This is a genomic window from Longibacter sp. (assembly GCF_051155795.1).
Classification (GTDB): Bacteria; Bacteroidota; Rhodothermia; order Rhodothermales; family Salinibacteraceae; genus Longibacter.
Map to the genome: position 1 here is coordinate 1 of NZ_DAXETW010000025.1, position 13,446 is coordinate 13,446.

Annotated in this window: 10 protein-coding genes; 2 read left to right on the top strand and 8 right to left on the bottom strand. The window is 61.5% G+C overall.

Annotation, left to right across the window (positions count from 1 at the left end):
• Positions 1 to 342 precede the first annotated feature (342 nt).
• Entirely contained in the window at positions 343 to 1,608 is a 1,266-nt protein-coding gene (gene icd, locus ACFCU0_RS03480; RefSeq protein WP_434972275.1) for an NADP-dependent isocitrate dehydrogenase, read from the top strand.
• A gap of 226 nt (positions 1,609 to 1,834) precedes the next feature.
• Here the strand turns inward: icd and ACFCU0_RS03485 are convergent, their stop codons facing one another.
• The 7 genes from ACFCU0_RS03485 to ACFCU0_RS03515 all read right to left on the bottom strand — a co-directional run bounded on the left by ACFCU0_RS03485 (position 1,835) and on the right by ACFCU0_RS03515 (position 11,334).
• Positions 1,835 to 2,326, bottom strand: coding sequence for a hypothetical protein (locus tag ACFCU0_RS03485; protein ID WP_434972276.1), 492 nt, complete (start codon positions 2,324 to 2,326; stop codon positions 1,835 to 1,837).
• Positions 2,327 to 2,387: 61 nt separating this feature from the next.
• Positions 2,388 to 2,726 (bottom strand): P-II family nitrogen regulator, encoded by a 339-nt coding sequence (locus tag ACFCU0_RS03490; protein WP_434972277.1) that lies wholly within the window; start codon positions 2,724 to 2,726, stop codon positions 2,388 to 2,390.
• A gap of 89 nt (positions 2,727 to 2,815) precedes the next feature.
• Positions 2,816 to 6,058, bottom strand: a complete 3,243-nt coding sequence (locus ACFCU0_RS03495; protein WP_434972278.1) for an efflux RND transporter permease subunit — start codon at positions 6,056 to 6,058, stop codon at positions 2,816 to 2,818.
• Between the two features lie 114 nt (positions 6,059 to 6,172).
• Positions 6,173 to 7,285: an efflux RND transporter periplasmic adaptor subunit gene (locus tag ACFCU0_RS03500; RefSeq protein WP_434972279.1), complete on the bottom strand. Its 1,113-nt coding sequence runs from the start codon at positions 7,283 to 7,285 to the stop codon at positions 6,173 to 6,175.
• A gap of 72 nt (positions 7,286 to 7,357) precedes the next feature.
• A complete protein-coding gene (locus tag ACFCU0_RS03505; protein WP_434972280.1) occupies positions 7,358 to 8,740 on the bottom strand; it encodes a TolC family protein in 1,383 nt (460 codons plus the stop codon).
• A gap of 253 nt (positions 8,741 to 8,993) precedes the next feature.
• Positions 8,994 to 10,523: a sensor histidine kinase gene (locus ACFCU0_RS03510; protein WP_434972281.1), complete on the bottom strand. Its 1,530-nt coding sequence runs from the start codon at positions 10,521 to 10,523 to the stop codon at positions 8,994 to 8,996.
• 64 nt (positions 10,524 to 10,587) lie between these two features.
• Positions 10,588 to 11,334, bottom strand: coding sequence for a response regulator transcription factor (locus tag ACFCU0_RS03515; protein WP_434972282.1), 747 nt, complete (start codon positions 11,332 to 11,334; stop codon positions 10,588 to 10,590).
• Positions 11,335 to 11,698: 364 nt separating this feature from the next.
• Here ACFCU0_RS03515 and ACFCU0_RS03520 point away from each other — a divergent pair, with 364 nt between their 5' ends.
• A complete protein-coding gene (locus ACFCU0_RS03520; RefSeq protein WP_434972283.1) occupies positions 11,699 to 12,157 on the top strand; it encodes a hypothetical protein in 459 nt (152 codons plus the stop codon).
• 100 nt (positions 12,158 to 12,257) lie between these two features.
• Here ACFCU0_RS03520 and ACFCU0_RS03525 read toward each other — a convergent pair whose 3' ends face one another.
• Positions 12,258 to 13,391: a tRNA-queuosine alpha-mannosyltransferase domain-containing protein gene (locus ACFCU0_RS03525; protein ID WP_434972284.1), complete on the bottom strand. Its 1,134-nt coding sequence runs from the start codon at positions 13,389 to 13,391 to the stop codon at positions 12,258 to 12,260.
• Positions 13,392 to 13,446 lie beyond the last annotated feature (55 nt).

Consider the following 13,446-nt stretch of genomic DNA (forward strand, 5'->3'; position numbering starts at 1 on the left):
ACGGGCAGAAGACCGGCGGGCGCCACCGGCACACCTTTCGCATGTCGGATTACGCAAGCGGCACGTACTTTCTCCACCTCCGGACGGGCGAGGTCGTACAGACCGCGTCGTTTCGTGTGGTGCGATAGCGGCGAGCACAAGAGCGAATCCGCCGTGAGCAGCCGCTATCCAGGCTGATTCGCCCATTTTCCTCGCGGGAGCGCCACTTTTTTCGGTATTCTAACAGACAAACCGAATCGTGGTGGCTACGTTGGTGTGCTTGACAACATGCAAGCGTGCCGTGCAAACGGTGCGTCCGCTGCGACTCTGCACACCGATTTTTCCATACCGACCCGTAGCTACATGAGTGCAACCACTGCCGAATACACGAAGCTGACGCCGCCGACGGACGGCGAGACGATCTCCAAGTCCGGCGACAAGCTGAACGTACCGAACAAGCCGGTCATCCCGTTCATCGAGGGCGACGGTATCGGTGTGGACATCTGGCCGGCCGCCAAGCACGTCTTCGATACGGCCGTAGAAAAGGCCTACGACGGCGAACGGGAAATCGTCTGGTTCGAAACCTACGCCGGTGAGAAGGCCCAGAAAGAGTACGGCGAATGGCTGCCGGAAGACACGCTTTCGGCGATACGGGAGTACCTCGTCGCCATCAAAGGCCCTCTCACCACGCCCGTTGGGGGCGGCATCCGCTCCCTGAACGTCGCGCTGCGCCAGCAGCTCGACCTCTTCGCCTGCGTCCGCCCCGTCCGCTACTTCGACGGTGTGCCGGCTCAGGTCGTGGATCCGGAGAAAGTGGACATGACCATTTTCCGGGAGAACTCGGAAGACATCTACGCCGGGATCGAGTACCGTGCAGGATCTGATGAGGCCAACAAGCTGATCGACTTCCTGCAGGACGAGCTCGGCGCCACCACGATTCGCTTCCCCAAAACGAGTGGCATCGGCATCAAACCCGTCAGCGAGGAGGGCACCAAGCGCCTCGTCCGCTCCGCCATCGACTACGCCATCGAGCGCGGAGACGACAGCGTGACGCTCGTCCACAAGGGCAACATCATGAAGTTCACCGAGGGAGCCTTCCGCGACTGGGGCTACGAGGTTGCGAAGGAAGACTACGGTTCGGAGGATCTGGACGGCGGTCCGTGGCAGGTCATCACGCTTGACGACGGCCGGGAGATCATTGTGAAGGACGTCATCGCCGATGCTTTCCTCCAGCAGATTATCCTGCGCCCGGAGGAGTACGACATCATCGCCACGATGAACCTAAACGGCGACTACATCTCGGATGCCCTTGCCGCGCAGGTCGGCGGCATCGGCATTGCGCCCGGCGCCAACATCAACTACAACACCGGCCAGTCGATCTTTGAGGCCACGCACGGCACGGCACCGAAGTACGCGGGTCAGGACAAGGTGAACCCGAGCTCGATCATTCTCTCGGGAGAAATGATGTTTCGCTATATGGGCTGGAATGAAGCCGCGGACCTCATCCTCGACGGCATCGAGAAAACCATCTCGCAGAAACGCGTGACGTACGACTTCCACCGCGCGATGGACAACGCGGAGTTGCTGAAGTGCTCCGAGTTTGGCGAAGCGGTTGCAGACAACATGTAAGCTTTCGCTTTTGCACGAACCGACTCGGTTCTCGCGGCGCCGCTCCGTTTTCGGGGTGGCGCCGTTTTTATGTTCAAGGTTCAGCGTTCGATCCATCCACCGTCGCACGGCCGTGCGACGGTGGACGGCCGTGCGCTGATGGATGGCCGTGCGCCGATGGGATAATAATGCCAAGCCTCCCCCCTTCATATTTCCGCACGTTCGAACGTAGCCATGTCCTCCGGCGTCAGCGATCATCCTCCTCGTGGTCAATCCCATCCGGCGACGGGGTTTGCCTGGTGCCGTCACGGAGTTCGGTGTGGCGGATCTGCCCGCCTGTGTTTGCTGTGTAGGCAAGAACTCCGAAGACGCCAAGTGCAGCGATGAGCAGGGTCATGGAGGCAAGTCGCGGGATGTCAGTGCGACGGCGCCAGAGAAGCACACCGAGCGACGCGGCTCCGAGAACCGCCGTCAGAATGAACGCGATCAACGCCACCTCTTCATGCGCCTCGATAATAGCATGAGACATCCCCGGCAGTTCTTCGACGATTTCCTCCGCTCCCTCGCCGGAAAAGTAGGCCCCGACGGCTCCGAGGCCCGACGCAACGAACAAGCCGAGAGCTACGCGAACGATCGCATCCTGCGACCGCCACAGCCCGTAGACGAGAATCGCAGCGCCGAAAAGCACTCCCAGAACCGGGATGTGATTGATGATAAGATGAAGGTGGGCAGAACTCATGAGCAGTCGGTTTGATGAACGGATCCGGAACAGTCAGAGCGAAAGCACAGGCGCGACGATGTCACGCCGAGAGGTCGTCGGTCTCGAAGGTCCGGATGTCGAAACGCGACTGAACCGGCAGTACGTAGACTTTGCCATCGCCACGCCGACCGGTGCTGGCTGCGCCCGCGATCGCACGAGCAATCTCGTCGGCCCGATCTTCTGAACACACGACTTCGAGCTTGACCTTGTGCGTGTACGGGGCGACGTGTTCGTGGTAGGATCGCTGACCCGTCGCATCCGCTTCGAGCCCAAACCCTTCGACGTCTGTAAAGCTTGCCCCGGGAGCGCGAAGCTGTCGCAGCCTCTCGACGACCGACTCTTTCATGTTAGGCCGGATGTACGCTACAATCATGTTCATGGCCTGTACCTGCGTCTAGTTTTTGTGGTGGGCAAGGACCAGCGGGGGTACCACAACGCTGTCCCGGAATCGGCTTGGCGCATCCGGTGTTATGATTGATCGATCTTAGCGGGCCGAGGCTCGTTTCGTTCGAAGAGCTCTTCGGTTGTTGGTCGCGCGTCGGGATTGAACCATCCGTAGAGCGTCGGAAGCACGAGTAGCGTCGATGCTACGAGCGTCGGGATTCCTCCCACGACCACGGCGGCAAGCGGTCGCTGCACATTGGCACCGATGCCCTCAGCCATCAGGAGAGGTGCAAGTCCCAGAAGCGTCGTCAACGTCGTCATGAGAATCGGACGCAGCCGGAGAAGTGCACCGGAGCGTACGGCTCGGATCGTCGACACGCCCTGCTCGCGGAGATTATCGATAAAGCTGACCATCACGACCCCGTTCTGAACGGCAATACCGAGGACCGCGATGAAGCCGACTGAGGCAGGAACGCTCATATAGAGGCCCATGACTTTCAGCAGCAGAATGCCGCCAACAAGCGAAAGCGGGATGTTGAGGAAGACGAGCGCAGCCTGTCCAATTGAGTTAAACGTCATGTAGAGCAGCACGAAGACGACCGCGAGCGTGATCGGTAAAATGACCCTAAGTCGGTCGCGGGCACGTTGCTGATTTTCGAACTGACCGCCCCAGTCCATCGTGTAGCCCGACGGCAGATCGACGCGATCCCGCACCACGTCCTTCGCCTCCGCCACGAAGCCCCCGGCATCGCGACCCGAGAGGTTGACTCCCAGCGTCACCTTTCGGCGTCCCTGCTCACGCCCCACCTCCGCCGGAGCCTCGGTGAGGGACACTCGCGCTACATCCTGCAGCCGAAGCTGCGTTCCGTCGGGCGTGCGGAGAGGCAACAACCGAATGGAGGCAACCGAGCTCCGGGCCGTTTCCTGGAGCTTGCCCACCAGGGCGAACCGCCGGTCCTCTTCCAGGATGGTGCTCACCGTTTCTCCCCCAATCGCCATGTCGATGGCGCGCTGCACATCGCCGACGCTCAGGCCAAATCGTGCCGCTTCTGCCCGCTGCACCTCGACTTCCACGTAGCCAAAGCCGGCGATCTGTGTGGGTAGCACGTCGGCAGCCCCGGGCAAACCGGAGACGGCATCCGCGATCGCCGACTGCAGCCGGCGGAGTTCATCCAGGTCGGGACCGAACACCTTGATGGCGATTTCGCTTTTGGCTCCGCTCACCATCTCGTCCAGTCGAAGGGCGATCGGCTGCGTGAAAGCAAACGTAGCTCCTGGAATCTGATCCACCCGCGCCCGCATCGAGTCCACCAGCGCCTCCTTGCTCTCGAATCGCCAGCTTTCACGAGCCGTGAGGCCGACGAACATATCCGTGAGATTCTGCCCCATGGGATCGGTCGCCACGGCCGGGCGTCCGACCTTACTCACCGCGCTGGTTACCTCTGGAAACTCCAATAGGGCAGACTCGACCGATTTCTGGACCTCTGTTGTCGTTTCCAGAGAGGCATCCGGTTCGAGTGCGACCTGAATCGCCACTGATCCTTCCTCAAGCGGCGGGGCGAACTCCGTTCCAAGCGTGGAAAAGACGACAACCCCGCCGGCGATCAACACGATGGAAACCCCGACCGTCAACCCACGGCGACCCAGAGCCGCGTCCAGCATCGGCTCGTAGACCGACGACAACCAGCGCATGAGTCGGTTGGAGGCTTCGCCCTGAGCCGTATCAACGGACGCTCGGCGGCCGTCCCCCCCGGCCCCTCTCTCATCGGTCGATCCGCGGGTCGACCCGCGATCCGTGTTTTTCTTCCCGACCGACGCCAGCAGATACGAACTCAGCGCCGGAGCCATCGTGAGCGCAAGAAAGAGCGCCGCAAGCAGAGCGAACGAAACGGTAAACGCCATCGGCCGAAACATGCGCCCCTCCATCTGCTCCAGCGTAAAGAGCGGCAGAAACACGGCGATAACCACGCCGACGGAGAACGCGATGGGCCGAGCAACCTCGCGCCCCGCCCGAACCACGATGAGGCCGATCGACTCGTCGGGATTCTCTTCGCGGAGCCGAAAGATGTTTTCGACCATGACGATGGCGCCGTCGACGAACATCCCGAGCCCGATGGCCAGTCCGCCCAGACTCATCAGGTTGGCCTTGAATCCGAAGTAATTCATCAGAATGAATGTCGTCAGTGCCGTCATCGGGAGGACGAGGCTGACGATCAATGCGGACCGCCAGTCGCCGAGGAACGCAATCAGAACGAGGATCACAAGGGCCCCGCCGATCAGCAAACTGGTCGTGACGGTTGAGATCGCTGCGCTCGTCAGGCTGTTTCGGTTGTAGAACACCTCGATCCCAACGCCTTCGGGAAGGGTCGACTGCAAATCCGCGATCCGCGCCTCAGTGTTGCGAACCACCTCTTGCGCATTCGCCCCGCGCCGCATCATGACGATGCCCACAACCGTTTCCCCCTTCCCGTCCATCGACGCCGCTCCATGTCGAACGGCGCGATCGATCTTCACCTCGGCGACATCACGCGCCAGAACCGGCGTTCCATCGCGCGTAGCGATGACGGTATTGCGAATGTCGTCGAGAATACTGGCATCCCCGGCGCCGATGCGCCCGACTCCGCGGACGACGTAGTGCTGCTGGTTCCGGACGATGTAGCTCCCGCCGGCATTGGTGTTGCTTTTGCGAAGCGCATCATGCGCCTGCTCGATAGAGATGCCGTAGTTGATGAGCGCCTCCGGATCGAAGCGGACGTGGTACTCCTTGATGAACCCGCCGAGCGCATTCACCTCCACCACGCCGTTGACGGTGCGCAGCCCGGGGGCGAGCACCCAGTCCTGCAGCGTTCGAAGTTCCTGCGGGCTGTACGTTCGAGCATCTCCCGGCTCGTCTACGAGAGCGTACTGATACACCTCACCCAGGGCCGTCGTCATCGGCGCAAGTGATGGCTCAGCCGAGGCCGGCAGCTGCTCCTCAATCTCACGAAGGCGCTCAGACGTGAGTCGACGCACAAAGTACGGGTCCATTCCTTCTTCGAACACGAGCGTGACGACGCTCAAACCGAATTGACTCAGCGACCGGTTTTCCTCCACCCCTTCGAGGTTCGTCATGTTGATCTCGATCGGGTACGTCACGAGCTTCTCCACCTCGACGGGAGACATGCCGGGGACGCGTGTGAGAATCTGAACCTGGTTGTTCGTGAGCTCCGGATAGGCGTCCAGCGGCACCTGCTTCCAGCTGTACAAGCCCCAGCCGACCAAGACGGCCATGATCAGCAGAACCAGTACGCGGTTCTTGACGACAGAGGCGATGAGACGGTCGAACATGGCGAAACGACGTCGGGTAGGGAAAAAGTCGCGGGCAGTCGAGGAATCGGTCGTTCAGGCTCAGATCGCGAGGAAATACAGCCCTCTGCCAGGCCTGAAATAAGAGCCGGTTGATTACTGCTGATTCATGGCACTCACGATCTGGTAGGCGCCGTTGGTCACGACCTCCGTGCCGGGCTCGAGCTCCGGCACCGCGACGAATCCATCCGCATCGACGGAGGCATCCAGGAAAACACGGCGGAAGGTCCGAGGCGCTTCACGAACGACGACGTACGTGCCTGACGCCCCGGTCATCAGGATGTCGCTTGATAGGGCCGGCTGTGGATCTCCGTCCACCTGGACTCGAACGCTGGCGAACATCCCGGGACGGAGGCTGCCGTCACCATTCGGTAGAACGATCCGAAGGCTGGCTGCTCGCCGCTCATCGTCCACCTTCGGCGCAACCTGTGCGACCGAGCCCTCGTAGGTTCGCCCCGGCGTCACGGACGTCGTCACGGTAACGGTCTGCCCCTCTCGAATTGCACCAAGATTCCGTTCGAAGACGTCCGCCACGACCCGGATTGGCGCCAGACCCGCGATATAGTAGAGGCGATCCCCCTGCTGAACAGGAGCTCCCAGAACGGCCGTGCGATCGAGCACAACGCCGTCGATCGGAGCGGTCAGCGGAAGCGTCGCCAGATCGGCATCACCGGTAGCAACTGCCTCGATTCGATCTCTGCTGACGCCGATCGAGCGAAGACGCTGACGCGACGCCTGCCAGCCACGCTCGGCAGCACGAACGTTTTTTTCGACGGCCACCCCCCGTTCCCGGAGCCTGTGCTGTCGATCGATTTCGTCGTGCGCCTGCCGAAGACCGGCGACCATCTCACTGAGATCTGGGGCAGCGACCTCGGCCAAAACCTGCCCCTGACGGACCCGGTCTCCTGTGCTCGCCCGCAACCGTTCGATTCGCCCACTGATGAGAGACGTGACGTAGGCCTCGCGATCGGGCTGTGGGCGAACGCGAGCGGGGAGCTGAAGCGACGTGACGATAGGACGTACCGACACCTGCTGCGTCTCGACCCGCACTTCGGAAAGCTCGGCTTCCGTCAGCGTAATCTGGTCCGGGCCGGGGGGCGGAGCGCCCTGTGCCGCTGGGGCCGGAGTCGTGTCCTCGCCACACCCCATCAACAGGAGCATGAGTCCCAGCACCGGAAGGAAGAGAAAGCGGTTCAGTCTGACTTGCATAAGAGGCGCGTCGTTAAACGTGATTGGTCGAAGCCGGGCCGGCCGTGAGAAGTGAAAAGGGATGGGCACGTATCATCTCTGCACCTCCAGCGCGCCGTCTACGACGACCGGCTCGTCCCCGAATCCGACGCCGATAGCATGTTCGAGGTCGTACAGAGCCCGCAGATAACCCTGTCTAAGGTCGAGGCGAAGGAGCGCAGCTTGCGTGGCGGCGTCGACAGCATCCAGAAGCTCAAAGAGAGAGATCTCGCCCTCACGGTAGACGAATCGGGCATCAGAGGCGAGAGAGTCCGTGCCGGGAAGCACCTGTTCCCCGATCACACGAAGGCGCTCTCCGAAACTCTCCACACGCTCCACTGCGTCATGGACCTGGACTTCGATGTCCCTCCGCGTGGACTCAAGTTCGGCTCGGGCAACCGCTTGCCGGTTTCGTTCAGCATCAACCGCGGCACGCCCACCGTTCCACAGTGGAAGGCCGATGACTACCCCCGCGGTGTAGCCGTACGCGGTCGACGACGGAATCGACTGTCGCTTCGGCCCGGCAGATAGATTCAGACTTGGATATCGTCTGTACCGAGCCGCATCGAGATCGGCTGTGCGAACGTCCACACGATGTCGCGCGGCCCGAACGGCCCCGCGCCGAGCCATCGCCTGCTGCAGTGCCTCGGCCTCGTCGATCCTACGGGGCACCGTAGACCGAAATGCCAGAAGGCGTTGAATGCCACTTTCGACGTGGTAGTCCCCCAGCGCTTTGACCTCGTTGAGCGTTGCCCGACCGTCCGGCATCAACAGATAAGCCAGTTCGATGCGGGCATCGCGGAGTCGTAGCTGTGCCTCAGCCAGGTCATTCTCATACTGCGCCCGGGCCACCTGCAGGCGGGCCTTCTGAAACGTCCCGAGATCGCCCTCTTCGAAACGAACGTTCGCCGCGTGCTCCGCATCCCGGATCTGGTCGGTGACGTCCTGAAGGACCGTCACCCGCGCCTGTGCCACCGCAACGCTGAGATAACGATGGCGCAACTCGGTTAGAAGCCGCGTCCGCGCCTCGTTGACCGTAGCATCAGCCATTCGACGCGTGGCTTCGTGGGCACGGCGGCGCGCACCCTGTTCTCCAGGATATCGAATCGGCTGACTGACCGAGAGGTACCACTGGTCGTCGACACCGTCCGCCAGGTTGGTTCGCTCCTCCTGAATCGAAAGAGATGGATTGGGATACAGCGCTTCTACTTTGGCGGAGCGGTCCATCTGTTGCGCCTGTGCCTGTGCGGCCCGGAGCTGCGGACTGTTCGCCTCCATCATCGCCGCCGCCCGGGCAAACGTAAGCGTGTCGGGAAATGCCGATCCGACACTCTCATCACGATCCTGCGCGATCGCAGGCGAACCGACGATCGAGAACATAGTGATCGTCAGTATGGCGGCGGCAAGCGCTCTCTCGAGCGCAAGAACGCCTCTCATGCTCCTACAATTCATACTACGCTACCGTCTTGATCGAGAGCATTCAGGACCGGCGGTGCATTCGACCGCCGATGCACTCTCTTCGACCACTCGGCTGAGGTAGGGATCTTAGTGCACGATGAGAAAAAGGTTAGAGGCAGATTAGAATGGAGACGCCCCGCTCAGGAAAACGGATTTGACGCACGCCAGACACCCCACTGTATACGCCTGAGGCCGCCATCTGGGGCAAGACTATGAACGACCCGCAACGCAATTACCGGGGAAGGGTGATGCGAAACTCCGTCCCCTTCCCCCGTTCCGAATGGACCTGCAGCCGTCCCCGGTGCCGCTCGACGATCCGCGTCACGATCGACAACCCGAGCCCGCTGCCTTCACCTCCAACGTCCCCGGCGCGTGCCCCGCGGTAGAAGCGGTTGCTTATCTCAGTGATCTCCTCCTCATCGATCCCGATACCCGTGTCGCGGCACAGCACGTGAACGCTATCCTCATCGGCCTCGACGGCTACGTGCACGCTCCCTCCCTGCGTGTACTTGAGCGCGTTATCCACAAGATTGCGAACGGCATCTCGAAGCAGATCGGGCTGCACCTGAACGTGAAAGGCGCGGCCGTCGGGCGCTGTTCTTTTCGCGGCACGACCGTTCGGTCCGGTGGCGTCATGACCCTCATTTTGCCCATACGCCTCAACGGTCAACTGAATTTGGCGTTGGTCTGCACGCTGCTGAAACGATTGCACCTCTTCCGCGACGAGATCCACCATGTCGACCTCCTCCGTTTCCAGTGAGGCCCCGCGGTCGAGCCGCGTGAGCGTGAGCAACGCTCGCAATGTCTGAACGAAGCTCCCAAGGCGGTCGTCGAGAAGCTCCAGCGTGCTTCGGTACTCTGCCGCCGATCGGTCGCGCCGGAGCGCAATCTCGACGTGTCCGCGAAGGACTGTGAGCGGCGTCTGCAATTCATGCGCCGCGTTTGACGTGAAGGTGCGCAGCGCATCCACATGCGACTGCACGCGGTCGAGAAGCGCGTTGAGCGTCTCCGAGAGCATGGCTGTTTCCCGATCTGCATCGTCGGGGACGTGGACACGTGTGTCCAGGTCTGCCGACGTGATGGTCCGCGCCACATCCGTCACACTCCGAAGTGGTGTCGACACACGACGAGCAGCCCAGTCGACAAGGACCAGCAGACCGATGGTCAGAGCGACCCAGAGGGCGATCAACCCGATCCCCAGTTGCCAGAGCATCGATCGGTGATCCGGTACCGCGCGCGATACCTGGACAAACCCGGCGACCTCTCCGTTGCGGTCCGGAATGGGGCGAACGGTATAGTAGAATCCTCGGTCTCCCGCCGCGAACGTCTTCAACGAGGGTACAATGCGCTCCGGCATCCGATGAGCGAGAAGACGGTCCGGAAACGAGGGATCAAGCGCATTGATATTGGAGGACTCGCGGAGAAGCTGCCCGCCGTCGTTGAACACCTGAACGAAGATGGGATCGACGCGGTCGATCGCGAGTCGGTGATGTGCCTCCTGCCAGGCGTACGCGCTTAGATCGAGCGAACCATCGACGATGCGTGCCTCGGTGAGCATCTCTTCGGCCTCCGTCTCAACCGTGCTCATGGCTGTATGATGAAAAGACCAGTAGGCCCCTGCCCACGCCAGCAGAGCCGGCACGGCAAGAGCGGCCGCAAGCGCCGGTCCAACCATCGTACGCAGTCGGCGACGAAACGACGGCCGTTGCACCGTCCGGGTCGCCCCGTTTCGAGTTGTTTCTGTGCCTGTAAGGTCAAACATGATATCCCGGTTCATGGGTGCGGGGACGCGGCGCAGCGCCGAATAGCATCTCGCCTGACGTGCATCATCCACCTCCATCCGTGGTCTGGACGTTCGTCTCCGCATCGGATAGGGACGCCGTGCCGGTGTCCGCAGACTCGAAGCGATACCCTGTGCCCCTTACGGTTTCGATGTGCGAGTCGCAGCCGGCGTCGGAGAGCTTTCGGCGGAGGTAGTTGACGTACACATCGATGAGGTTCGTTCCGCGATCGAAGTCGTGGCCCCACACCTGACGATGGATGTCTTCTCGGCTCACGGCGCGTCCTTTACGCACCATCAGGAAGGCGAGCAGATCGAACTCCGTCGGTGTCAGGTGAACCTCTTCGCCGTCAACACTGCAGCGGCGGGCCGCCAGATCGAGGCGCAACGCCCCGTCCTCCAGCGGCTCGTCTCGTTCCTGCGGCTCCACGCGTCGGAGAAGCGCCTCGATACGCGCGAGCAGTTCGTCAAACGCAAACGGCTTTGGCAGGTAGTCGTCGGCCCCCGAGCGGAGGCCCGCCACTCGATCCTCGACAGCGTCGAGCGCCGTGAGCATCATCACCGGCAGATGCGTATCATGAATGCGGAGCCGTTCGCACACATCAAGTCCGTTGATGTCCGGAAGACGCACGTCCAGCAAAACCAGGTCAATATCGTCCCCTTGAACGTATTCCAGACCACGTCGGCCATTCTTCGCCCACGTCACGCGATATTGCTCCTCCTCCAGTCCCTGCCGAATGAATGAAGCTACATCGGGCTCATCTTCGACAAGAAGAATGTGCGGGTCAGTCATGATGAAGGGCTCCGCAGATGGAGCATCAAGGAGACGAGAAGACCTGGGCTACACGAGGTTGTATCTCTGTTTCTACGCTGTTTGCCTGTGGGCTTTCCCACCGCATCCGCCTTCTCACCAGGTTCTAATCGTCAAGGGATGGTTCAGCGTTCAGGGTTCAAGGTTCAACGCTCGAGTGAAGGCATTACTCCAATACTCGAAGCTCATCTCCACATCCGTTCTGATCCGCAATCCCCAATTCCCAATCCCCAAGCCCCTTCCGCAACCCAAAACGTTTCGCTTCGGTGGAAACCTCTCCCTGCGCCCGTTGCGTTTCGCTGATTCCAATCACACGCACCGATTCCTTGCGCCCCGCCCGACGCTTATGCCGTCCACGACGCTGATCGACGAAAACGGACACTTTATCACGATTCAGCAACCGGCCGATGCTCTGACCGGAGACACCAAAGAGGACGACCATCACGACTTCCTCGTCGATCACTGGATGGACGTCGCGGCGGCGTCGTACTACGGCTTCAAACGCTACGGCATCGGCGTCGTCGTGATTGCGGAGGGGGACCCGATGGAAGGCAGCGGCATGGACCATCCGTTCGACGCCCGAAAGCTCCTGTACCGGCCCGACGCAGCCGGCGGATGGGCCGGACAAACCGCCGAGAAGGACGTGGTCTCTGACTGGGCGGAAAAGAAGATGCAGGTGTACGATCCGAACGCCGACGCGATCGTGGTCATGGCTGACGAGGACGGCTCGGTCCGATCCTACGTCGTCAACGGCGACCCGGACCCGGCGACGTGCTTCGAACTGGTCCGCGCGAGAAACAACTGAACGTGGAAAGTTCAAGGTTCAAGGCGAGCCCCACCGTCGCACGCGCCCCCACCGCCGCACGGCCGTGCGACGGTCACGGTCGTGCGACGGTGGGGGTGGCTCATTTATCAGTCATCGCCTCGAAGGCTGCGTCGTAGTTGGCGACGTGGGTCTTCCAGTCGAAGCGCTGGGGGATCTTGCGAAGGGTTGGAGGAGGCAGGGTACGCTCGTCACCGTTCAGGATCGAGCGCATGACCTGAAAAAGCTGGTCGTCATCCTCGTACAGGATCGGCGCGTGCAGCAAAGGTCGATGGTGCGTATCCGGGATCAGCTCCGGATAGCTCAGGCGATCGGGGAGGAGCGGGTGACACCCGCAGTAAATGGCTTCCATGATCGCTACGCCGAAAAACTCGTGGAGCGCCGTGGATACGACCAGATCTGCGCGATGGAGGAGGCGGCTGTATTCGCTGAAATCTTCAGCGTAGCCGTAATGCAGGATCCGTTCGGCGTATCGCTCGAAGGCCTGCTCGAATTCCTCCGGCTGCTCGCGAAAAGCCTTCCCGGCGAGAATGAGTCGGAAGTCGCACCCGGCATCATCCAGGCGGTTCATCGTCCGAAAGAAGGCCTTCGGATTCTTGTCGTACTCCCATCGCTGATTCCAGAGGACGACTGGCGGACCGCTGCGATCGGATCGCGCCGTCCGTTCGGTGTCGAATGCATCGTGGGCGAAGAGGTCGACGCCGAGGTGAAGCACGACGCTCTTTTCCCGAATCTCCCTGACCGTGGGCAGGTTGGTGAAATCCGGGAAGTCGCGCAGCAGGAGCGGGAGAGCCTCCAGAAATTCGTCGCGATGAAAGGCCGTATTGAAGAAAACCCGGTCCGCCGCCAGCGCCGAAAGGTAATTCGTGATGGAATACGCGCGGTCACGAGTCCGATCCGGCGGAAGCGGATACGTGAGCTGGTTCTCGTGGAAATAGAGGGCGACCGGCACATCCGCCAGGATGTCGCGGGTCAGAGACAGAACAGCCGGTACGTTCACCATGTCGTTGACGAAGAGCAGATCCGGCACACCCCGCTCGTCGACCGCGCCCCGAACCTTCTGCGCCAGCGTTACGCCGCCGCCTTCCATTCGCCACCGCCAGAATCGCCCCGGCATCGTGATCGGGTGGATCGTATGGGTGGAATGGTCGACGAGGCCGTCGAGGAAATTCCGGTGCGACCCACCGTACCACGGCTCGAGCGCAAAGATGTCCATAAACGAGGAGTTGCAGACACGGGGGCAGCAGACGGCACCGGAGACACCGGAGCCC

Coding starts and splice junctions, on each gene's coding strand:
- icd (WP_434972275.1), top strand. CDS start 343: ATGAGTGCAACCACTGCCGAATACACGAAGCTGACGCCGCCGACGGAC.
- ACFCU0_RS03485 (WP_434972276.1), bottom strand. CDS start 2,326: ATGAGTTCTGCCCACCTTCATCTTATCATCAATCACATCCCGGTTCTG.
- ACFCU0_RS03490 (WP_434972277.1), bottom strand. CDS start 2,726: ATGAACATGATTGTAGCGTACATCCGGCCTAACATGAAAGAGTCGGTC.
- ACFCU0_RS03495 (WP_434972278.1), bottom strand. CDS start 6,058: ATGTTCGACCGTCTCATCGCCTCTGTCGTCAAGAACCGCGTACTGGTT.
- ACFCU0_RS03500 (WP_434972279.1), bottom strand. CDS start 7,285: ATGCAAGTCAGACTGAACCGCTTTCTCTTCCTTCCGGTGCTGGGACTC.
- ACFCU0_RS03505 (WP_434972280.1), bottom strand. CDS start 8,740: ATGAGAGGCGTTCTTGCGCTCGAGAGAGCGCTTGCCGCCGCCATACTG.
- ACFCU0_RS03510 (WP_434972281.1), bottom strand. CDS start 10,523: ATGTTTGACCTTACAGGCACAGAAACAACTCGAAACGGGGCGACCCGG.
- ACFCU0_RS03515 (WP_434972282.1), bottom strand. CDS start 11,334: ATGACTGACCCGCACATTCTTCTTGTCGAAGATGAGCCCGATGTAGCT.
- ACFCU0_RS03520 (WP_434972283.1), top strand. CDS start 11,699: ATGCCGTCCACGACGCTGATCGACGAAAACGGACACTTTATCACGATT.
- ACFCU0_RS03525 (WP_434972284.1), bottom strand. CDS start 13,391: ATGGACATCTTTGCGCTCGAGCCGTGGTACGGTGGGTCGCACCGGAAT.